Below are 22,227 nucleotides of genomic sequence, written 5' to 3' on the forward strand. Positions count from 1 at the left end.
AATTTATGTCCCGTTCCCAATTAACAATTTTAACAAACATTTGTCTGATTGAAGACCTCGAAACTCAGCGCGTGGTGATGCAGTATCGCGCTCCTGAAACCAATCGCTGGTCAGGTTATGCCTTTCCAGGAGGCCATGTAGAAAATGGCGAATCTTTCGCAGAGTCTGTTATTCGTGAAATCTATGAAGAAACAGGATTGACTATCCAAAATCCTCAACTTGTCGGCATTAAAAATTGGCCACTGGATACAGGTGGGCGCTATATTGTCGTTTGTTATAAGACAACTGAGTTCTCTGGTACCCTTCGCTCTTCAGATGAAGGAGAAGTTTCTTGGGTGCAAAAAGACCAGATTCCAAACTTGGATCTGGCCTATGATATGTTACCCTTGATGGAGATGATGGAAGCTCCTGACAAATCTGAATTTTTCTACCCTCGCCGTACAGAAGACGATTGGGAAAAGAAAATTTTCTAGTCTTTTACTAAATAACCGAGCTGATCCAAGGCCTCCTCGATATAGTGGAGGTCTTGTTGTGTTTCGGCCTCGACTAGGTGGTAATGGATGCCATCTGTCAATTCAGATAAAGGTCTAAAATCAGAATGCTCGACTTGTTCTAGAAAATGTTGTACATCTCTGCGGCAAGACAGTTTCAGCAAGGTTTCAATTTCTCCATAAACGGGATGGTCAATCAAGGTGTTTTGAACACGTCCACCATTATCTACGATAGCAAGGAGTTCTTGACCGATTTCTTCAACTTCATGTTTCACTTTGAAAAGTTTGTGAACATAAGGATTGGTTTCAATTTGCTTATAGACGTAGCCACGATTAGTGGATAGGATAGGAGCGCCATCGGCTCTTAAAATTGCAATGTCCTGCACAATGACCTGACGTGTGACATGAAAATGTTCAGCCAAACTTTGGCCATTGAGGGCTTTAGGGGCTTCTTTCAAGAGTTGAAGTAGGGCTTGTTTGCGATCTTTTGTCATAGTTCTTCCTTTTAACGGCGTTTTCGAAGCACTTTATAGACGGCTAGTGCTAATGTATAGTCTACCATACTATGGATAATTGTGCCAAATCCAACTAGTACAAATAGAACATAAAACATATTTTCTACATTGGTACCAGAAGTTGCGTAAAAAACGACACAGGCCAATACTTCAGCAAGGGCATGGATAAGCGCTAAAACAAAGTTAAAAATCCAGGAAGATTTTGGTTTATCCAGGGTATCGGGGAATTTTTGTAGGTAAAGAGCTCCTAGAGTCCCAAAAAAAATATGGGAAAAAGCTCGAAATACGATAACCATGGGATAGCCAGCCATCAAAAATCCAAAACTAGAGGCTATGATGACAAAAATTGCCATCAAGGGCGACAAGAACATAGCGATAAAAATAGCGATGTGGCTCCCCAAAGTGTAAGAAGCAGGAGGAATGACAATCTTAAAAGGCATAACAATTGGAATCAAAATCGCAATAGCCGTTAAGAGGGCAGTCATTGTCATAAATTGTGTCTTTTTCCGTGTGTTCATCAGAATCTCCTTTTTAACTGTATATACATTAGTATAGTACTATAAACAAGACAATAAAGCAAGGATTTACTTGGGTTTATAGGTCATTTTTAAGTTAATACTCTTCGAAAATCTCTTCAAACCACATCAGCTTCTATTTGCAACCTCAAAACCGTGTTTTGAGCAACCTGCAGCTAGCTTACTAGTTTGCTCTTTGATTTTCATTGAGTATAAATATTGGTAAAGATTTCACTAAAAAGAAACTGTACAGAGCGAAATCTCCACCTTCAGGTTTGAAAGCGGAGATTGTTTTTATTTCTTCAAGGTTTGTAGTCGTGGAACAATAGCTAGAGTAAGAACTGCGGAAATGACTAATTCGGCAATCGAATTTGTTGAGATAACAGTTGCTAGGAGTTTTTGGATATTACCATCAAAAACATTTCCAAAAAGGTAGAAAATTCCACCAAGTACAAAGACTGTGTTGGTAAGTGAACCAAGGGCACCAGCTAAAATAAGACCAGTTTTATTTTTCATCAGTTTATAGACTAGATACGGAGTTAAACCAATCAAAATACGTGGAACGATGGCAATGATAGCTGAATAGATGTTTCCGTTTGGGACGAATGGTGAGAAGAGGTAGCTTGTCGGTAGAATTGTAATCGTGTTAACAGTTAAGCTAAGTAGCCCCATCAAAAATCCAAGTGTAACCCCAACGCGTGGACCGTAAATAATGCTGGCAATAATGACAGGAATATGAACGATGGTCGGTTTGATTGGAAATGGAAAAAGGTTAAAGATAAGTGAGCTCAGAAAGTGTATCACGAGCATGGTTGCAAAAAAGATAGCAATGGGTGCAATATTAGAGCGTTTTTTCATCGAGAGTTTCCTTTATTCTTTCTAAAATAATTGTGAGATCAGCTAAAGCTCCTCGTCCGTGGTCTCCACAAGCTAATAGGGATTCCTTAGGAGCAATCAGATGATAGCCGTAGCTTTCTAATGTTTTCAGATTAGCCTGAGTTGCTGGATGGTCATACATTTTTGTATTCATTGCTGGTGCGATGAGTTTGGGAATATGACTTGGCAAGGCTAGAGCCGTACTGGTCACCATATTGTCCGCAAAGCCGTGGGCTAGTTTTGCAATAGTGTTAGCAGTTGCAGGGGCCACGATAAATAAATCTTCTTTTTTTCCAAGTTCGATATGATTGACTTGATCAGGATAGGGTTCCTTCATGACATCTAAGTGGACAGGATTCTGAGAGAGTACCTGTAGTGTCAAAGGTTGAATAAACTCTGTAGCAGCCTGGGTCATTAAAACAGTAACTTGATGGCCTTGTTTTTTTAGAGAACTGACTAAATCTGCCGACTTGTAAGAGGCAATTGAGCCCGTTACAGCCAAGAGAATGTTTGCCATAGCTTTCCTTTCTAAGAATGATAGGCTTGAATTTTTTCAAGGAGGAGTTTTGCAATTTCTTCTTTAGTGTTAACCGTTTGAAGATAATCTTTCTCAACAAAGATTGCACGATGCTGGTTTGCTGAGATTTGAGTCAGGTCATTTGCGATAATCAAGTCTGCTTGGTTCTTGATAAGACTTTTTCTGGCAATCTCGATGAGATAATCCTCAGAGACATCAACCAGCAGTTTGAAACCAATCAGATGAATAGCAGGATTCCACTCCTTGACTAGAGAGATGATTTTGGGTGTCTTTTTTAGGAACAAAACCTGAACCTCGTCAGTTGAAGAAATCTTAGCTTGATGATTCTGCTTGCTTAAAAATTCTTCTAGATTGGAGCTAGATTGAACTTCCTCAAACCCTGTCATATAAACAGGAGTGTAATCGGACACAGCCATTGAGTGAATCAAGACCTGATAGTCCTTGACACGTTCTTGCATTTCAAGGAGAAGGTCCTTGGTATTGTTAATTTCTCGAATGCTTAGGTTGGGATGGGCTTCTGGCTTCAGAGCTCGTTTTGTTGTTATCAAACAAACTTCATGCCCTGCAGCAAGCAAGGTTTCTGTGATGATTTTCCCCAAGCGTCCTGTAGAATGGTTAGTGATAGAACGGACGCTATCGATAGCTTCACTGGTACCGCCCGATGTAACTAAAATTTTCATAGCACTATTGTACACAAAAATAAACGGTAAGTAAAATGAAAGCAATAAAAATTTGGTAAAAGGAAAGAATATAGTTTCAAACTATAAAGCCATATAAAATTTAAGAAAGGGCTCTAAAAACCTTAAAAACAGGGATATTTACGAACGTTTAGAGAGTTTTAGGATGTTAAAAATCTTGTTTTGTGTTATAATGAGTTATCATATAAGAGGTTAGAGGAGTTTTGAATGAAAACAGATATTGAAATCGCACAGAGTATTGAGTTGAAGCCAATCGTTGATGTTGTAGAGAAACTTGGAATTTCTTACGACGATTTGGAGTTGTATGGAAAATACAAGGCTAAACTCAGCTTTGATAAAATTCGTTCAGTTGAGAGCAATCCAGTTGGGAAATTGATCTTGGTTACTGCCATCAACCCAACACCTGCAGGTGAAGGAAAATCAACCATTACCATTGGTCTTGCGGATGCCTTGAACAAGATTGGCAAGAAAACCATGATTGCTATCCGCGAACCATCTCTTGGTCCAGTAATGGGGATTAAGGGTGGTGCTGCTGGTGGTGGTTACGCCCAAGTGCTGCCAATGGAAGACATCAACCTCCACTTTACGGGGGACATGCATGCCATTACGACTGCCAACAATGCTCTTTCTGCCTTGATTGACAACCATTTGCACCAAGGCAATGAGCTGGGAATTGACCAACGTCGTATCCTTTGGAAACGTGTTGTGGACTTGAACGACCGTGCACTTCGTCATGTTACAGTTGGGCTTGGTGGTCCTCTAAACGGAATTCCACGTGAGGATGGCTTTGATATTACCGTTGCTTCAGAGATAATGGCCATTCTTTGCTTGGCTACGGATATCGAGGACTTGAAACGCCGTTTGGCTAATATTGTTATCGGTTATCGCTATGATCGTACACCTGTTTCTGTAGGTGATTTGCAGGTTGAAGGTGCTTTAGCTTTGATTTTGAAGGATGCGATTAAGCCGAACCTAGTTCAGACAATTTACGGAACACCTGCCTTTGTGCACGGTGGTCCATTTGCCAATATTGCTCACGGATGTAACTCTGTCTTGGCAACTACAACAGCCCTTCACTTGGCTGATTACACAGTTACTGAAGCTGGTTTTGGTGCAGATCTTGGTGCCGAGAAATTCCTTGATATTAAGACACCAAACTTGCCAACATCTCCAGATGCAGTAGTTATTGTTGCAACCCTTCGTGCCCTTAAGATGAATGGTGGCGTGGCTAAAGATGCTCTGACAGAGGAAAATGTGGAGGCAGTTCGTGCTGGTTTTGCTAACTTGAAACGCCACGTTGAAAATATCCGTAAGTTCGGTATTCCAGCAGTTGTGGCTATTAACGAATTTGTATCTGATACTGAAGCTGAAATTGCAGCCTTGAAAGAACTTTGTGCCTCAATCGATGTACCAGTTGAATTGGCTAGTGTCTGGGCTGATGGTGCAGAAGGTGGAGTAGCACTTGCCGAAACAGTTGTCAAAACTATCGCTGAAAACCCATCTAACTATAAACGTTTGTATGACAATGACCTTTCTGTCCAAGAAAAGATTGAAAAGATTGTTACTGAAATCTACCGTGGTAGCAAAGTAAACTTTGAGAAGAAAGCTCAAACACAAATCGCTCAAATTGTTCAAAACGGTTGGGACAAATTGCCAATCTGTATGGCTAAGACCCAGTATAGCTTCTCAGACAATCCAAATGCACTTGGAGCACCTGAAAACTTTGAAATTACCATTCGTGAATTGGTGCCAAAATTAGGTGCAGGCTTCATCGTTGCTCTAACTGGAGATGTCATGACCATGCCAGGACTTCCAAAACGACCTGCTGCTCTTAATATGGATGTTGAAAGTGATGGAACAGTATTAGGCTTGTTCTAGTATATTGTAATTGACTTTATACTCTTCGAAAATCTCTTCAAACCACGTCAGCTTCACCTTGCCGTACTCAAGTACAGCCTGCGGCTAGCTTCCTAGTTTGCACTTCGATTTTCATTGAGTAATAAATGAGTTTGGAAATAATATCCAAGCTCATTTTTTATCTAGATATAAGAAGTTGCCTTCTACACGTAACCAGTCTAGGTAAAGATATTTTCCTTGAATTCTGATATAATAGAAATATTGACTTCAAGAGTAAGGAAGAGAAGATGAACGCATTATTAAATGGAATGAATGACCGTCAGGCTGAGGCGGTGCAAACGACAGAAGGTCCCTTGTTGATCATGGCGGGGGCTGGTTCTGGAAAGACCCGTGTTTTGACCCACCGTATCGCTTATTTGATTGATGAAAAGCTGGTCAATCCTTGGAATATCTTGGCCATTACCTTTACCAACAAGGCTGCGCGTGAGATGAAAGAGCGTGCTTATAACCTTAATCCAGCCACTCAGGACTGTCTGATTGCGACCTTCCACTCCATGTGTGTGCGTATTTTGCGTCGGGATGCGGATCATATTGGCTACAACCGTAATTTTACAATTGTTGATCCAGGTGAACAGCGAACGCTCATGAAACGCATTCTCAAACAGTTGAACTTGGATCCTAAAAAATGGAATGAACGAACTATTTTGGGAACCATTTCCAATGCTAAGAATGATTTGATTGATGATGTGGCTTATGCCTCCCAAGCTGGAGATATGTATACGCAAATCGTGGCCCAGTGTTACACTGCTTATCAAAAAGAGCTTCGTCAGTCGGAGTCGGTTGACTTTGATGATTTGATTATGCTGACCCTGCGTCTCTTTGATCAAAATCCTGATGTTTTGACCTACTACCAGCAGAAGTTTCAATACATCCATGTTGATGAGTACCAAGATACCAACCACGCTCAGTACCAATTGGTCAAACTCTTGGCTTCGCGCTTTAAAAACATCTGTGTGGTTGGGGATGCGGACCAGTCTATCTATGGTTGGCGTGGTGCTGATATGCAGAATATCTTGGACTTCGAGAAAGATTATCCCCAAGCCAAGGTTGTTTTGTTGGAGGAGAATTACCGTTCCACCAAAACTATTCTCCAAGCGGCTAATGAGGTTATCAAAAACAATAAAAACCGCCGTCCTAAGAATCTTTGGACTCAAAATGCTGATGGGGAACAAATTGTTTACTATCGTGCCAATGATGAGCTAGATGAGGCTGTGTTTGTAGCCAGAACTATCGATGAACTGGGTCGCAACCAAAACTTCCTTCACAAGGATTTTGCAGTTCTTTATCGTACTAATGCGCAGTCCCGTACTATTGAGGAAGCCTTGCTCAAGTCAAATATTCCTTATACCATGGTTGGTGGAACAAAGTTCTACAGCCGTAAGGAAATTCGTGACATTATCGCTTACCTCAACCTCATTGCCAATTTGAGTGACAATATCAGTTTTGAGCGTATTATCAACGAGCCGAAACGTGGAATTGGTCCAGGCACTGTTGAGAAAATCCGTGATTTTGCGAATATGCAAGATATGTCTATGCTGGATGCTTCAGCAAATATCATGTTATCTGGTATCAAGGGTAAAGTAGCCCAGTCTATCTGGGATTTTGCCAATATGATTCTAGATTTACGAGAGCAGCTAGATCAATTAAATATTACAGAGTTGGTTGAGGCCGTCCTAGAAAAAACAGGTTACGTCGATATTCTAAATACTCAAGCGACTTTAGAAAGCAAGGCTAGGGTTGAAAATATTGAAGAGTTCCTTTCTGTGACGAAAAACTTTGATGACACATCTGATGGGCCAGAAGAAGAAACTGGTTTGGACAAACTAAGTCGTTTCTTAAATGACCTGGCCTTGATTGCTGATACAGATTCAGGTAGTCAGGAGACATCAGAAGTTACCCTAATGACCCTGCATGCTGCCAAAGGTCTCGAGTTTCCAGTTGTCTTTTTGATTGGGATGGAAGAAAATGTCTTTCCACTTAGTCGTGCGTCTGAAGATCCAGATGAATTAGAAGAAGAACGCCGTCTGGCCTATGTAGGAATTACGCGTGCAGAGAGAATCCTCTATCTGACCAATGCCAATTCGCGTCTGCTTTTTGGTCGTACCAACTACAACCGTCCGACTCGTTTTATTAACGAAATCAGTTCAGACTTGCTTGAGTATCAAGGTCTGGCTCGTCCTTCAAATTCAAGCTTTAAGGCATCTTATAGCAGTGGTGGCCTTGCCTTCGGTCAAGGTATGAGTTTGGCGCAGGCCCTCCAAGACCGTAAACGTGGTGTGGCACCAAAATCTATCCAGTCAAGCGGCCTTCCATTTGGTCAATTTTCAGCTGGTGCAAAATCAGCGTCTAGCGAGACAAATTGGTCCATTGGTGACATTGCCCTCCACAAGAAATGGGGAGAGGGAACTGTTCTGGAAGTTTCAGGTAGCGGTGCTACGCAGGAATTAAAAATCAATTTCCCAGAAGTTGGTTTGAAAAAACTTTTAGCTAGTGTAGCCCCAATTGAGAAAAAACTTTAATTTTCCATCCTTCTCACGAATAATAAAGTGAGGAGGATTTTTATGTATAGTATTTCATTCCAAGAAGATTCACTGTTGCCAAGAGAAAGGCTGGCAAAAGAAGGAGTTGAAGCGCTCAGTAATCAAGAGTTGCTAGCTATTTTACTTAGGACAGGAACACGTCAAGCTAGCGTTTTTGAAATTGCCCAGAAAGTTTTGAACAATCTTTCAAGCCTAACGGATTTGAAAAAAATGACCCTGCAGGAATTGCAGAGTCTGTCTGGTATCGGGCGTGTTAAGGCAATAGAATTACAAGCTATGATAGAACTGGGGCATCGTATTCATAAACACGAGACTCTTGAGATGGAAAGTATTCTCAGCAGTCAAAAGCTGGCCAAGAAGATGCAACAGGAGTTGGGACATAAAAAACAAGAGCACCTGGTGGCGCTCTATCTCAATACTCAAAATCAAATCATCCATCAACAGACCATTTTTATCGGCTCAGCTACTCGTAGTATTGCTGAACCACGTGAGATTCTTCACTATGCTATCAAGCATATGGCGACCTCTCTTATCTTGGTCCACAATCATCCTTCAGGAGCGGTAGCCCCTAGCCGAAATGATAATCATGTCACTAAACTTGTAAAAGAAGCCTGTGACCTGATGGGGATTGTCCTCTTGGACCATTTGATTGTCTCTCATTCTAATTACTTTAGTTATCGTGAAAAGACGGATTTAATCTAAAGTTCATTTACGACATAGTCAAAGAGGTTTTTATCCTTGGGGCGATTTTCAAATAGAAATTCTGGGTGCCATTGGACACCGAGAAAGGCAAAATCATCCGTACTCATGACAGCTTCAATGATACCATCTTTAGGATCATGAGCCGCAATCTTTAAATTTGGTGCTAAATCTTTGATGCTCTGGTGGTGGAAGGAGTTGATATGGGAAATTTCTCCATAGATTTCTCGAAGAACTGTATCAGGCTCTGTCACCAAGCGTTGAGTTGTGTACTCAGCAGAACAATCTTGCCAGTGGTCTTCTATATCTTGATACAAAGTTCCACCCATGGCAACGTTAAAGAGTTGAGTCCCACGACAGACGGAGAAAATAGGCTTTTTCTGTTTAATAGCTTCCTTGATGAGGGCCAGTTCGAAGATGTCTCTTTGAAGGTGGTAGTCATCGCTATCGATGGTTTTTGGTTCACCATAGAATTTTGGGTCAACATTTTGCCCACCTGTCAAGATGAGCTTGTCAATCAAACTGATATAGTGGCAGGCCATTTCTTGATTACCAATCGGTAGGATGATGGGAATCCCTCCAGCGTCTTTAACGCCTTCAACAAAGCCTTTTGCTGCGTAGCTCATCATGATGTCATCATCTGGATGAGTTTTTTCGTTTCCTGTAATCCCAATAACTGGTTTTTTCATAAAATGATTTTCGCTTTCTAATCCTCTTTTCGCATGAAGTAGAGGAGGGTTTGGAGTTCACTTGTCAAATCGACATACTGAACGACCACGTCTTTTGGTAAATGCAGATGGACTGGTGAAAAACTGAGAATTCCTTTCACGCCAGCATCCACCAAGAGATTGGCAACCTCTTGTGACTTGACGCTGGGAACTGTCAGGATAGCAGTCTTCACATCAGCATCCTTGATTTTATCCTTGATTTGAGAAATTCCGTAAATAGGAATCCCATCAGGAGTTTGGGTACCGACTTCAGGATGGTCATCAAGATCAAAAGCCATGATAATCTTCATCTTGTTACGCTCGTGGAAGCGGTAGTGGAGAAGGGCATGGCCCATATTTCCAATACCAACCAGCATGACATTGGTAATGGAGTTATCGTTGAGCAAATCGGCAAAAAATGTCATCAGTTTTTTGACATCGTAGCCAAATCCACGCCGACCTAGTTCACCAAAATAGGAAAAATCACGACGTACGGTCGCGGAATCAATACCGATAGCCTCTGCAATTTGCTTAGAGTTGGCACGTTCAATCTTTTCTGCATGAAATCTCTTAAAAATTCGATAGTAGAGAGAGAGTCTTTTCGCTGTTGCTTTTGGAATAGCAGACTGTTTATCTTTCACAAAATCACAACCTTTCTATTCTTCTATTTTATAGAAACATTGTGAAAAAATCAACAAAAATAAGAAAAAACTAAGAAAAATCTTAGTTTTGATGTAAAAAATCTGCATGTGATAGAAAACGGTAGAGGTCTCCGACCAGGCCTTGATAAACTTCTTGTCCCTTAAAGGTCAAAGAAGTCACATAAAGTGTATCTGGTAGGGTCACACAACCTGACAAAGCTAGCATGAGAGCCTCGTAATCTTCATACTTGAGAGTCCGCTCTACATGATAGCTATCCTTATAGGTTAGTTCAAACATATGGGACCTATCTTTCAGATTTTGTAAAGACACCACGTTCTACCAAGCTATCCATGAGGAAGTAGAATTTTTCCTGATGAATGTGGTGGTCTTCTGATTTGAAAATATCAACTAGACGTAGCCCAAACTTGTCAGTGATATTGATTTTAGCACCTGTAAGTTCCTTGTTAATGATGATTTTGAGTTGGAATCCCTCACCGCTGTTCGGCACTTTTTCCAAAAGGCGAGTCAATTCATAGTTACCAACCTTAGTCTCAAAAAAGGTGTTGTCCTTAAGGGTGAATTTTTTAACAGAAGGGCTAAGAGTGTAGTCGTAACGACAATTTTTTAACTGAATGGTTTTTTCAAATGCCATATGGCTAACCTCCGATAATTTCTTTTAAGGTTTTTGCGAGGGTATGTAGATCTTCAACAGTATTTTCTGGCGACAAACTGATACGAACGGATTCCTTCAAGCGTTCTGAATTTGCCCCGTACATGGCTTCAAGAACATGGCTGGATTGTACAATGCCTGCAGTGCAGGCTGAGCCAGTAGAGATTGAAATTCCAGCTAAATCTAGACGAAGGAGTAAGAGGTCATTTTTCTGACCAGGAAATCCAATATTGAGAACATAAGGGAGATGGTGTTCGCCTCTATTCAGGTAATACTGAACTCCCTCTAGCTCTGCCAGAAAGGCAGTTTCTAGATTTTGTACATGTTGAAAATTGTCTTCTTGCTTTTCTAGGTCTTCTTTTAGGGCTGCAAGCATGCCTACGATGGCAGCCAGATTTTCAGTCCCTGCACGTTTTTTCTGTTCTTGGTCTCCGCCATGTAGATAGGAATCAAAATCCATGCTAGATGCGTAGAGAAAGCCGATTCCCTTAGGACCATGAAATTTATGGGCCGAAGCAGTGAGAAAATCAATGCCCAATTTTTCGGGTTGAATTGGTATTTTACCAATAGCCTGAACTGCATCGACATGATAGGCAGCAGGGTGTTGCTTGAGTATTTGGCCAATTTCAGCAATGGGAAGTAGGTTTCCTGTCTCATTATTGGCAAACATGGTAGAAACCAAAATCGTATCGTCACGTAAAGCTTTTTGAATTTGTTGAGCTGTGATTGCTTGATTTTCTGGTTGGATAATGGTTGCTTCAAACCCAAAGTGTTGAACCAAGTAATCAATGGTTTCAAGGACGGCATGGTGCTCAATGGCAGTTGTGATGATATGTTTTCCTTGCTCTTGGTGACGAAGGCAGTAGCCAATGACAGCAGTATTGTTTCCTTCAGTCCCACCAGAAGTGAAAAAGATATGTTGAGGTTTTGTCCCCAGTAACTGGGCTAGTTCCTGACGGGCTTTTCGCAAGAGTTTGCCAGCTTGACGACCATGACCATGAATACTAGAAGGGTTTCCGTGGGTTTCTTGCATAACCTTGGTCATCGCTGAAATAGCAACTGCTGACATGGGAGTCGTTGCAGCATTGTCCAAATAAATCAAAGAATCACCTTATTTCTTTTTATTGTAGGCAAAGAGTGGGCTGACTGGTTTTCTTTCGTGGATACGGACGATGGCATCACCAATTAACTCACTAGCAGTGATATAGCATACGTTTTTAGGAGTTTTTTCTTTTGTTGCTACTGAATCAGTCACAAGAATTTCTTTAATATTAGTATTGTCAAGAAGTTCAGCAGCACCTTCAACAAAGAGACCATGACTAGAAACAGCATAAATTTCTGTAGCCCCTTCACGTTCAACGATTTTAGCAGCTTCAGAGAAGGTACGTCCTGTATTTAAAATATCGTCAATCAAGATAGCTTTTTTACCTTCAACATCACCGATAATATAACCTTCGTTGCGAGTTGCATCGTCTTGAGGGTAGTCTATAATGGCGATAGGAGCATCAAGATATTCAGCTAAGCTACGAGCACGCTTTACACCTGAATTTTTAGGGCTAACGACAACAATATCTGAACCAAGTAGACCCTTATCGCAGTAATGTTTTGCAAATAGGGGCACTGTGAAGAGGTTATCAACAGGAATATCAAAGAAGCCTTGCACCTGAACAGCATGCAAATCAAGCGTAAGAACACGGTCAACTCCAGCCTTAACCAGCATATTGGCAACTAGTTTTGCTGTAAGTGGCTCACGTGGTGAAGCAATGCGGTCTTGACGTGCATAGCCAAAATATGGAAGGACAACGTTGATGCTGTGGGCACTTGCGCGCACACAAGCGTCGACCATGATAAGCAATTCCATTAAGTGGTTGTTAACAGGGAAACTTGTTGATTGGATGATGTACACATCATAACCACGGACACTTTCTTCGATATTTACTTGGATTTCTCCATCTGAAAATTGACGTGATGATAGTTTTCCAAGTGGGACACCAACAGCTTGAGCAATTTTTTGTGCAATCTCTTGGTTAGAGTTGAGTGCGAAAAGTTTCATATTTTTTCTATCTGACATTATAGACCGTCCTCTGTAAACTTTTTAAATCCTAGCTATATCTGCCTAGCCTATATGAACTGGGATTTTTGTATTTTATCTCTTATATTTTACCAAAAAATGGAGATTATTTCAGCTATTTTTCATGCTTTTGACAAATCGAACCAATTTTGAAGGAGCTTTTTGATAAGTAAGCTGATTTTCCTCTAAAAATTGCTGGAAATCTTGTTTCCCTTGCTCGTGATTCTCAACTTCAAGCTCTAATTCGTAATCTGTAATATCAAAGTACTGACTTTCATCCAGCGCCATGAGACCAATAGCTGTTTGCATTTCATAGCGAAGTGTCGTTAGACAACCAAGAATCTGCCATTTTTTACTTTGGATACCATGTTTAGCCAATTCTTCGAGCACCAGTCCCTGAGGAAGCTCTTCCTTGCTCAGATAATCTTCAGCATCTTTTAGTTGCAATTTTTGGTTGTATTCCATGTTTCCAACACTTTGTGGGACTTTGAGTGTCAATTCTGCCCAGTCTTCAAAGGTTCGAATGCGCATAGCGACTTTCTTTTCTCGTAGTTCAAAATTAGGCGTGTCTATGTAGTAATTTTTTTGAAGAACAGGGATAACACCTGTGAACTGCTCTTTTAGACGATCATATTCATCTTTTTTCAAGAGTGTTTTCAATTCAATTTCTAAATGTTTCATTTTTCTTACCTTTTCTTTATCGTTGAAAGCGGATTTATGGTATAATAAGCATTGTATTTATTGTATATGAATCTGGAGAAAAAATCAAAGATATTTTTGAAGGATAATATGAGAACAAGGGAGAATATATGACCTTAGAATGGGAAGAATTTCTAGATCCTTACATTCAAGCTGTTGGTGAGTTAAAGATTAAACTACGTGGTATTCGGAAGCAATATCGTAAGCAAAATAAGCATTCGCCGATTGAGTTTGTGACGGGTCGGGTCAAGCCGATTGAGAGTATCAGGGAGAAAATGGCTCGGCGTGGCATTACTTATGCTACCTTAGAGCACGATTTGCAAGATATTGCTGGTTTGCGTGTGATGGTTCAGTTTGTAGATGACGTTAAGGAAGTAGTGGAGATTTTGCGCAAACGTCAGGATATGCGGATCATACAGGAGCGAGATTACATTACTCATCGAAAAGCATCAGGCTATCGTTCCTATCATGTGGTAGTAGAATATACGGTTGATACTATCAATGGTGCTAAGACCATTTTGGCGGAAATTCAAATACGTACTTTGGCCATGAATTTCTGGGCAACGATAGAACATTCTCTCAACTACAAGTACCAAGGGGATTTCCCAGAGGAAATTAAAAAGAGACTGGAAATTACAGCCAAGATTGCCCATCAGTTGGATGAAGAAATGGGTAAAATACGTGATGATATCCAGGAAGCTCAGGCACTTTTTGATCCTTTGAGTAGAAAATTAAATGACGGTGTAGGAAACAGTGACGATACAGATGAAGAATACAGGTAAACGAATTGACCTGATAGCTAATAGAAAACCACAGAGTCAAAGGGTTTTGTATGAATTGCGAGATCGTTTGAAGAGAAATCAGTTTATACTCAATGATACCAATCCGGACATTGTCATCTCTATTGGTGGGGATGGTATGCTCTTGTCGGCCTTTCATAAGTACGAAAACCAGCTTGACAAGGTCCGCTTCATTGGTGTTCACACTGGACATTTGGGCTTCTATACGGACTACCGTGATTTTGAGTTGGACAAGCTAGTGACTAATTTGCAGCTAGATACCGGAGCAAGAGTCTCTTACCCTGTTCTGAATGTGAAGGTCTTTCTTGAAAATGGTGAAGTGAAGATTTTTAGAGCATTAAATGAAGCCAGTATCCGCAGGTCTGATCGAACCATGGTGGCGGATGTTGTAATCAATGGTGTTCCCTTTGAGCGTTTTCGTGGAGATGGGCTAACAGTTTCGACACCGACTGGTAGTACAGCCTATAACAAATCACTTGGTGGAGCTGTTTTGCATCCTACCATTGAAGCTCTTCAGTTGACGGAAATTGCCAGCCTTAATAATCGTGTCTATCGAACATTGGGCTCTTCCATTATTGTTCCTAAGAAGGATAAGATTGAACTCATTCCAACGAGAAACGATTACCATACTATTTCGGTTGACAATAGCGTTTATTCCTTCCGTAATATTGAGCGTATTGAGTATCAAATCGACCATCATAAGATTCACTTTGTCGCATCACCGAGCCACACCAGTTTCTGGAACCGTGTTAAGGATGCTTTCATCGGCGAGGTGGACGAATGAGGTTTGAATTTATCGCAGATGAGCATGTCAAGGTTAAGACCTTCTTAAAAAAGCACGAGGTTTCTAAGGGGCTACTGGCTAAGATTAAGTTTCGAGGTGGAGCTATACTGGTAAATGACCAACCGCAAAATGCAACCTATCTATTGGATATTGGAGACCGAGTTATTATCGATATTCCTGCTGAGGAAGGCTTTGAAACTCTAGAAGCTATCGAGCGCCCACTGGATATTCTCTATGAGGATGACCATTTTCTAGTCTTAAATAAACCCTATGGAGTGGCTTCTATTCCTAGTGTTAATCACTCTAATACCGTTGCCAATTTTATCAAGGGTTACTACGTCAAGCAAAACTATGAAAATCAACAGGTTCACATTGTGACTAGGCTCGATAGGGACACTTCTGGCTTGATGCTCTTTGCCAAGCACGGATATGCACATGCACGATTAGACAAGCAGTTGCAGAAGAAGTCCATTGAAAAACGCTACTTTGCTTTGGTTAAAGGTGATGGACACTTGGAGCAAGAGGGGGAAATTATTGCTCCGATTGCGCGTGATGAAGACTCCATTATTACCAGACGTGTAGCTAAAGGTGGAAAGTATGCTCATACTTCTTACAAGATTGTAGCTTCTTATGGGAATATTCACTTGGTCGATATTCGCCTGCACACTGGGCGAACCCACCAAATCCGAGTCCACTTTTCTCATATTGGTTTTCCTTTGTTGGGAGATGACTTGTACGGTGGTAGTCTAGATGATGGAATTCAGCGCCAAGCCCTACATTGCCATTACCTATCCTTTTATCATCCTTTTCTAGAGCAAGACTTGCAGTTAGAAAGTCCCTTGCCGGATGATTTCAGTAACCTTATTACCCAGTTATCAACTAATACTCTATAAAAATTGTTTCAGAGTATAATTATTATCTTAAAGGAGAAAACTCATGGAAGTTTTTGAAAGTCTCAAAGCCAACTTAGTTGGTAAAAATGCTCGTATCGTTCTCCCTGAAGGGGAAGAACCTCGTATTCTTCAAGCGACTAAACGCCTGGTAAAAGAAACAGAAGTGATTCCTGTTTTGCTTGGAAATCCTGAAAAAATTAAAATTTATCTTGAAATCGAAGGTGTCGAGGACGGTTATGAAGTCATTGATCCTCAACACTACGATAAATTTGAAGAAATGGTTGCTGCCTTGGTAGAACGTCGCAAGGGCAAAATGTCTGAAGAAGATGCACGCAAGGTTTTGGTTGAAGATGTCAACTATTTTGGTGTGATGTTGGTTTACTTGGGATTGGTTGATGGAATGGTGTCAGGAGCGATTCACTCAACAGCTTCAACAGTTCGTCCAGCCCTTCAAATCATCAAAACTCGTCCAAATGTAACTCGTACTTCAGGTGCCTTCCTCATGGTTCGTGGTACGGAGCGTTACCTGTTTGGAGACTGTGCCATCAACATTAATCCAGACGCAGAAGCCTTGGCTGAAATTGCCATCAACTCAGCAATCACAGCTAAGATGTTTGGCATCGAGCCTAAAATTGCTATGCTAAGCTATTCTACTAAAGGTTCAGGATTTGGAGAAAGCGTTGATAAGGTTGTTGAAGCAACTAAAATTGCTCACGACTTGCGCCCTGACCTTGAAATCGATGGTGAGTTGCAATTTGATGCGGCCTTTGTTCCAGAAACTGCAGCTTTGAAAGCTCCTGGAAGTACAGTAGCTGGTCAAGCAAATGTCTTCATCTTCCCAGGTATCGAGGCAGGAAATATCGGCTACAAGATGGCTGAACGTCTTGGTGGTTTTGCAGCTGTTGGTCCTGTTTTGCAAGGTTTGAACAAGCCAGTTAACGACCTTTCTCGTGGATGTAATGCAGATGATGTTTACAAGTTGACCCTTATCACAGCAGCCCAGGCAGTTCATCAATAAGATTTAGTCCTCTTTCCTTTGGGAAGAGGCTTTTTATACTCAATGAAAATCAAAGAGCAAACTAGGAAACTAGCCGCAGGCTGTACTTGAGTACGGCAAGGCGACGTTGACGTGGTTTGAATTTGATTTTCGAAGAGTATTAATACTAGGAAAAGGACAGTTAGAATCTTCTGTGATATACTAGAGATATGTTAGATTTGAAAGAATACGGTATCGTCATGTGGCCGGAGGAGAAGATTGTTTCTTTCCGTGAGAAACTTCTCGCCTGGTATGATGAAAATAAAAGAGATTTACCATGGCGTAGGAGTAAGAATCCTTATCATATCTGGGTCTCTGAAATTATGCTCCAGCAGACTAGGGTGGATACAGTTATCCCTTATTACGAACGATTCTTGGACTGGTTTCCAACAGTGGAAAGTTTGGCAACTGCCCCTGAAGAACGTTTGTTGAAGGCTTGGGAAGGTTTGGGTTATTATTCTCGAGTTCGTAATATGCAGGCTGCAGCTCAGCAGATTATGACTGACTTTGGTGGTCAATTTCCAAACACCTATGAAGGAATTTCCAGCTTGAAAGGGATTGGTCCTTACACTGCAGGTGCCATTTCTAGTATTGCTTTTAACTTGCCTGAGCCGGCTGTAGATGGTAATGTCATGCGTGTTTTGGCGCGTCTATTTGAAGTTAATCACGATATTGGGATTCCAAGTAATCGTAAAATTTTTCAGGCAATGATGGAAATCTTGATTGACCCAGAACGTCCGGGTGACTTTAATCAAGCCTTGATGGACCTAGGCTCAGATATTGAGGCGCCAGTAAATCCCAGACCAGAAGAAAGCCCAGTTAAGGACTTTAGTGCGGCATATCAGAATGGCACAATGGACCGTTATCCAATCAAGGCTCCCAAGAAAAAGCCTGTCCCAATTTATCTTAAAGCCTTGGTGGTCAAAAATACTCAGGGACAATTTTTACTTGAAAAAAATGAAAGTGAAAAGCTATTGGCAGGTTTTTGGCATTTCCCACTGGTAGAAGTAGATGACTTTTTGCAAGAGGAGCAGTTTGACCTCTTCCATCAGGTTGCAGAAGAAAGTGTAAACTTTGGCCCCAGTCCAGAAGAGAGTTTCCAGCAGGACTATGACCTAGATGTTGATTGGCTTGATATTTATTTTGACACTGTTAAGCATGTCTTTAGTCATCGCAAGTGGCATGTTCAAATTGTAGCAGGTCAGGTGACTGACTTCCATGACTTTTCCGATAGGGAAGTTCGCTGGCTTTCACCAGAAGAGTTTAAGGATTTTCCACTTGCCAAACCCCAACAAAAAATCTGGCAGGCTTATGCAAAAGCCAACTTAGACAGTAGCAAAGATTAGCTATTGTGTCTTCTTGTTATTTTTTTGGTATAATAGTAGAGAAAAAGGTGAACAAATGAAAAAAATATTAATTGTAGATGATGAGAAACCAATCTCGGATATTATCAAGTTTAATATGACCAAGGAAGGTTACGAGGTTGTAACTGCTTTTAACGGTCGTGAAGCGCTAGAGCAATTTGAAGCAGAGCAACCAGATATTATTATTCTGGATTTGATGCTTCCCGAAATTGATGGCTTAGAAGTTGCTAAGACTATTCGCAAGACTAGTAGTGTGCCTATTATCATGCTTTCAGCTAAGGATAGCGAATTTGATAAGGTTATCGGTTTAGAGCTTGGTGCAGATGACTATGTAACCAAACCCTTCTCAAATCGTGAGTTGCAGGCGCGTGTCAAAGCCCTTCTTCGTCGCACGGACTTGGTTTCTGTAGATAATCAAGAATCAGATGAAAAGAAAACCCAACCCTTGCAAATTGGGGACTTGGAGATTGTACCAGATGCTTATGTAGCTAAAAAATACGGTGAAGAACTAGATTTAACTCATCGTGAATTTGAGCTTTTGTATCACTTGGCTTCTCATATCGGTCAAGTAATTACGCGAGAACACTTACTTGAAACGGTCTGGGGTTACGATTATTTCGGAGATGTTCGAACAGTTGACGTAACTATCAGACGTTTGCGTGAGAAGATTGAAGATACACCAAGTCGTCCAGAGTATATCCTAACACGTCGCGGTGTTGGTTATTATATGAGAAATAATGATTAAACTAATAAAAGACACAGTTTTAACCAGTGATTTTATCTTTATCCTCATTCTACTTGGCTTTATTTTAGTCGTGACCTTGCTTTTACTAGAAAATCGTCGGGATAATATTCGGCTGAAGCAAATCAATCAAAAGGTAAAAGACCTGATTGCAGGAGATTATTCTCAGGTGTTGGATATGCAGGGAAGCTCTGAAATTACCAATATTACTAATAATCTAAATGATTTATCAGAAGTAATCCGCTTGACTCAAGAAAATCTGGAACAAGAGAGTAAAAGATTACATAGTATCCTCTCTTACATGACAGATGGTGTCCTTGCGACCAATCGTCGTGGCAAGATTACTATGATTAATGACATGGCTAAGAAACAGCTAGGCGTTCAGAAAGAAGATGTTCTCAATAAAAGTATTCTAGAATTGCTTAAAATTGAAGATGAGTATGAACTTCGTGATTTGATTACCCAAGTTCCTGAACTCATGATTGATTCTCAGGATGCCAATGGTGAGTATCTGAGCCTTCGTGTACGTTTTGCCTTGGTTCGTCGTGAGTCTGGCTTTATTTCTGGTTTGGTTGCTGTTTTACACGATACGACAGAGCAAGAGAAGGAAGAGCGCGAACGGAGACTCTTTGTTTCCAACGTTAGTCATGAGTTACGGACGCCTCTGACTAGTGTAAAATCCTATCTGGAAGCCTTGGATGAGGGGGCCTTGTCAGAACCTGTTGCACCAGACTTTATCAAGGTGTCTCTCGACGAAACCAACCGTATGATGAGGATGGTGACAGATCTTCTCCATCTTTCACGGATTGATAATGCAACTAGTCACCTAGATGTGGAACTGATTAACTTTACTGCCTTTATTACCTTTATCCTTAACCGCTTTGATAAGATGAGGGGATCAGATGAAGAGAAGAAATATGAATTGGTTAGAGATTATCCGATTACCTCTGTCTGGATTGAAATTGATACAGACAAGATGACGCAGGTGATTGATAATATTCTCAACAATGCCATTAAATATTCTCCAGATGGTGGAAAAATCACAGTGACCATGAAGACAACTGATGATCAGATGATTTTGTCGATTTCAGACCAAGGATTGGGTATTCCTAAGCAGGATTTGCCTCGTATCTTTGACCGTTTCTACCGTGTGGATCGTGCTAGAAGTCGTGCCCAAGGTGGAACAGGTTTGGGACTGTCTATTGCCAAAGAAATTATCAAACAACATAATGGTTTTATTTGGGCCAAGAGTGAATATGGTAAGGGATCAACCTTTACCATTGTGCTCCCTTATGATAAGGATGCAGTGAAAGAAGAAGTCTGGGAGGACGAAATAGAAGAATAGAATGAGTGAAATAGGCTTTAAATACAGTATTTTAGCGTCGGGTTCCAGTGGAAATTCCTTTTATCTGGAAACCCCAAAAAAGAAGCTTTTAGTAGATGCAGGCTTGTCTGGTAAGAAAATCACCAGCTTACTTGCTGAAATTAATCGTAAGCCAGAAGATTTGGATGCCATCTTGATTACACATGAGCATTCAGACCATATCCACGGAGTGGGAGTTTTGGCTCGCAAGTATGGTATGGATTTGTATGCCAATGAAAAGACCTGGCAGGCTATGGAAAATAGTAAGTATCTTGGCAAGGTGGATTCTTCGCAAAAGCATATCTTTGAAATGGGCAAAACCAAAACCTTTGGAGATATCGACATCGAGAGTTTTGGTGTTAGCCATGATGCAGTCGCACCGCAGTTCTATCGCTTTATGAAAGATGATAAAAGTTTTGTCCTTTTGACTGATACAGGTTATGTTAGTGATCGAATGGCAGGAATTGTCGAAAATGCAGATGCCTATCTTATCGAGTCCAATCATGATGTAGAGATTTTGCGAGCAGGATCTTACGCTTGGCGACTCAAACAACGAATCCTATCGGATCTGGGTCACCTTTCTAACGAGGACGGTGCTGAAGCTATGATTCGTACCTTGGGAAACCGCACTAAGAAGATCTACCTTGGGCATTTATCTAAGGAAAACAATATCAAGGAACTGGCTCACATGACCATGGTCAATCAGCTAGCACAAGCTGATCTGGGAGTCGGAGTAGACTTTAAGGTTTATGATACCTCACCAGATACCGCAACACCATTGACAGATATATAAAAAAGAAGGCGAGCGCCTTCTTTTTATAAATTAGTAGAGATTTGGTGTGGTATAATGTTTACAAATGATATAGGAGAAGAAGTGTGAAAAGAAAATGGTTATTTAAGGATTACTATGACACAACGATTATCATACTTGCGTTAATTTCCGTTGTTTTAGTCTTGCTTGGATTTGCTGAGATTCTTGACTTGGATAATCCTCCATACAATATTATTGATTTACTACTTTGGGGTGTTTTTGTGGTGGATTATGGCTGGCGGTTCTTTTTAAGTAAAGGGAAATGGCGATTCATACTTGAAAATATCTTCGACTTGCTAGCTATCCTTCCTTTGAATGCTATTTTTACAGTATTTCGATTAAGTCGTATCTTTCGTCTAGCAAGGCTGACAAAATTACTGAAACTGACTCGTCTTTTAAGAATCGTTGGATTGACTGGCAAGTTGGAAAAGAAGGTTGGAAAACTCTTACGAACAACTGGCTTGCTTTATATTTTCTATCTCAATTCCTTTATTGTGCTGGTAGGGAGTTCGATTTTATCCGTTGTTGAAGAAAAATCTTTTTCAGAAAGTCTTTGGTGGGCTCTTGTTACTGTAACGACAGTTGGTTATGGGGATATTGTTCCGAATTCGATCTTTGGTAAATGGTTAGCTGTCTTATTAATGCTTGTTGGTATTGGAACAATAGGAATGTTAACGAGTGCCTTGACGAATTTTTTCGTGAAAGAAAATCCAGATGAACAGATAAAACTTGATAAACTCCAAGATGAATTGTCTAGTCAGAGAATATTACTAGAGAAACAATCTGAAAAGATAGAAGAACTGCATCGGATGATACAAGATTTGCTTGAAAAAACGTAATTTTGACCATTTAAAAA

The 22,227-nt window shown here is 40.7% G+C and carries 25 protein-coding genes; 13 read left to right on the plus strand and 12 right to left on the minus strand.

From position 1 onward, the window contains the following. Positions 1-5: 5 nt before the first annotated feature. On the plus strand, positions 6-473 hold the full coding sequence (locus tag QM409_RS00595) for an 8-oxo-dGTP diphosphatase (protein ID WP_084924308.1): 468 nt from the start codon (positions 6-8) through the stop codon (positions 471-473). Here QM409_RS00595 and QM409_RS00600 read toward each other — a convergent pair. The 5 genes from QM409_RS00600 to coaB form a co-directional block, all read right to left on the minus strand. Continuing rightward, positions 470-985, minus strand: coding sequence for a transcription repressor NadR (locus tag QM409_RS00600; RefSeq protein ID WP_049509367.1), 516 nt, complete (start codon positions 983-985; stop codon positions 470-472). The genes QM409_RS00595 and QM409_RS00600 overlap by 4 nt on opposite strands. An 11-nt stretch (positions 986-996) precedes the next feature. After that, a complete protein-coding gene (locus QM409_RS00605) occupies positions 997-1,524 on the minus strand; it encodes an ECF transporter S component (RefSeq protein ID WP_049491706.1) in 528 nt (175 codons plus the stop codon). Positions 1,525-1,815: 291 nt separating this feature from the next. Further along, positions 1,816-2,379, minus strand: coding sequence for an ECF transporter S component (locus QM409_RS00610; protein ID WP_000747412.1), 564 nt, complete (start codon positions 2,377-2,379; stop codon positions 1,816-1,818). Next, complete coding sequence (gene coaC / locus QM409_RS00615; protein WP_414304965.1) at positions 2,363-2,914, minus strand: phosphopantothenoylcysteine decarboxylase; 552 nt, start codon at positions 2,912-2,914, stop codon at positions 2,363-2,365. Before coaC ends, QM409_RS00610 begins: the two co-directional genes overlap by 17 nt. 11 nt (positions 2,915-2,925) lie before the next feature. After that, positions 2,926-3,615, minus strand: a complete 690-nt coding sequence (coaB, locus tag QM409_RS00620) for a phosphopantothenate--cysteine ligase (protein ID WP_261804721.1) — start codon at positions 3,613-3,615, stop codon at positions 2,926-2,928. 225 nt (positions 3,616-3,840) lie between these two features. On the opposite strand from coaB, the gene QM409_RS00625 reads away from it, so the two are divergent. The 3 genes from QM409_RS00625 (at position 3,841) to radC (ending at position 8,792) form a co-directional block, all read left to right on the plus strand. After that, positions 3,841-5,511 carry a formate--tetrahydrofolate ligase gene (locus QM409_RS00625; protein ID WP_261142054.1) on the plus strand — a complete coding sequence of 557 codons (1,671 nt, stop codon included), beginning with the start codon at positions 3,841-3,843 and terminating at the stop codon, positions 5,509-5,511. A gap of 266 nt (positions 5,512-5,777) precedes the next feature. After that, positions 5,778-8,069 (plus strand): DNA helicase PcrA, encoded by a 2,292-nt coding sequence (gene pcrA / locus QM409_RS00630; RefSeq protein ID WP_308525591.1) that lies wholly within the window; start codon positions 5,778-5,780, stop codon positions 8,067-8,069. Positions 8,070-8,111: 42 nt separating this feature from the next. Next, the gene (gene radC / locus QM409_RS00635; RefSeq protein WP_414304964.1) at positions 8,112-8,792 is read left to right on the plus strand and encodes a RadC family protein; all 681 of its coding nucleotides are present in this window, start codon (positions 8,112-8,114) and stop codon (positions 8,790-8,792) included. On the opposite strand, the gene QM409_RS00640 is transcribed toward radC, so the two are convergent. The 7 genes from QM409_RS00640 to QM409_RS00670 all read right to left on the minus strand — a co-directional run bounded on the left by QM409_RS00640 (position 8,789) and on the right by QM409_RS00670 (position 13,560). Next, positions 8,789-9,478, minus strand: coding sequence for a gamma-glutamyl-gamma-aminobutyrate hydrolase family protein (locus QM409_RS00640; RefSeq protein ID WP_125443185.1), 690 nt, complete (start codon positions 9,476-9,478; stop codon positions 8,789-8,791). The two genes, radC and QM409_RS00640, sit on opposite strands and share 4 nt — an antisense overlap. A 17-nt stretch (positions 9,479-9,495) precedes the next feature. After that, positions 9,496-10,137 (minus strand): redox-sensing transcriptional repressor Rex, encoded by a 642-nt coding sequence (locus tag QM409_RS00645; protein WP_000653417.1) that lies wholly within the window; start codon positions 10,135-10,137, stop codon positions 9,496-9,498. Between the two features lie 82 nt (positions 10,138-10,219). After that, positions 10,220-10,435, minus strand: coding sequence for a DUF4649 family protein (locus QM409_RS00650; protein WP_000462491.1), 216 nt, complete (start codon positions 10,433-10,435; stop codon positions 10,220-10,222). Positions 10,436-10,442: 7 nt separating this feature from the next. Then, positions 10,443-10,790, minus strand: coding sequence for a DUF1831 domain-containing protein (locus QM409_RS00655; protein ID WP_000863540.1), 348 nt, complete (start codon positions 10,788-10,790; stop codon positions 10,443-10,445). A 4-nt stretch (positions 10,791-10,794) separates the two neighbouring features. Beyond that, positions 10,795-11,910 (minus strand): cysteine desulfurase family protein, encoded by a 1,116-nt coding sequence (locus tag QM409_RS00660; protein WP_414304963.1) that lies wholly within the window; start codon positions 11,908-11,910, stop codon positions 10,795-10,797. Positions 11,911-11,919: 9 nt separating this feature from the next. Further along, entirely contained in the window at positions 11,920-12,879 is a 960-nt protein-coding gene (locus tag QM409_RS00665; RefSeq protein WP_414304962.1) for a ribose-phosphate diphosphokinase, read from the minus strand. A gap of 111 nt (positions 12,880-12,990) precedes the next feature. After that, positions 12,991-13,560 carry a CYTH domain-containing protein gene (locus tag QM409_RS00670; protein ID WP_084887097.1) on the minus strand — a complete coding sequence of 190 codons (570 nt, stop codon included), beginning with the start codon at positions 13,558-13,560 and terminating at the stop codon, positions 12,991-12,993. 128 nt (positions 13,561-13,688) lie between these two features. On the opposite strand from QM409_RS00670, the gene QM409_RS00675 reads away from it, so the two are divergent. The 9 genes from QM409_RS00675 (at position 13,689) to QM409_RS00715 (ending at position 22,210) form a co-directional block, all read left to right on the plus strand. Next, a complete protein-coding gene (locus QM409_RS00675) occupies positions 13,689-14,360 on the plus strand; it encodes a GTP pyrophosphokinase (RefSeq protein WP_023947454.1) in 672 nt (223 codons plus the stop codon). Then, positions 14,344-15,162 carry an NAD kinase gene (locus QM409_RS00680; protein ID WP_218493459.1) on the plus strand — a complete coding sequence of 273 codons (819 nt, stop codon included), beginning with the start codon at positions 14,344-14,346 and terminating at the stop codon, positions 15,160-15,162. Before QM409_RS00675 ends, QM409_RS00680 begins: the two co-directional genes overlap by 17 nt. Next, on the plus strand, positions 15,159-16,055 hold the full coding sequence (locus tag QM409_RS00685) for an RluA family pseudouridine synthase (RefSeq protein ID WP_414304961.1): 897 nt from the start codon (positions 15,159-15,161) through the stop codon (positions 16,053-16,055). Before QM409_RS00680 ends, QM409_RS00685 begins: the two co-directional genes overlap by 4 nt. 43 nt (positions 16,056-16,098) lie before the next feature. Next, complete coding sequence (pta, locus tag QM409_RS00690) at positions 16,099-17,073, plus strand: phosphate acetyltransferase (protein WP_414304960.1); 975 nt, start codon at positions 16,099-16,101, stop codon at positions 17,071-17,073. 188 nt (positions 17,074-17,261) lie between these two features. Next, the gene (gene mutY, locus QM409_RS00695; RefSeq protein WP_084887202.1) at positions 17,262-18,437 is read left to right on the plus strand and encodes an A/G-specific adenine glycosylase; all 1,176 of its coding nucleotides are present in this window, start codon (positions 17,262-17,264) and stop codon (positions 18,435-18,437) included. Between the two features lie 55 nt (positions 18,438-18,492). Then, complete coding sequence (gene yycF / locus QM409_RS00700; RefSeq protein WP_000722072.1) at positions 18,493-19,200, plus strand: response regulator YycF; 708 nt, start codon at positions 18,493-18,495, stop codon at positions 19,198-19,200. After that, on the plus strand, positions 19,193-20,542 hold the full coding sequence (vicK, locus tag QM409_RS00705) for a cell wall metabolism sensor histidine kinase VicK (protein WP_414304959.1): 1,350 nt from the start codon (positions 19,193-19,195) through the stop codon (positions 20,540-20,542). The genes yycF and vicK overlap by 8 nt, the downstream gene beginning before the upstream one ends. A 1-nt stretch (position 20,543) precedes the next feature. Next, complete coding sequence (locus QM409_RS00710; RefSeq protein ID WP_414304958.1) at positions 20,544-21,353, plus strand: MBL fold metallo-hydrolase; 810 nt, start codon at positions 20,544-20,546, stop codon at positions 21,351-21,353. An 83-nt stretch (positions 21,354-21,436) separates the two neighbouring features. Then, positions 21,437-22,210 (plus strand): ion transporter, encoded by a 774-nt coding sequence (locus QM409_RS00715; RefSeq protein WP_261086293.1) that lies wholly within the window; start codon positions 21,437-21,439, stop codon positions 22,208-22,210. Positions 22,211-22,227 lie beyond the last annotated feature (17 nt).

It is taken from the genome of Streptococcus mitis (assembly GCF_047465045.1).
Lineage (GTDB): Bacteria > Bacillota > Bacilli > Lactobacillales > Streptococcaceae > Streptococcus > Streptococcus mitis_DT.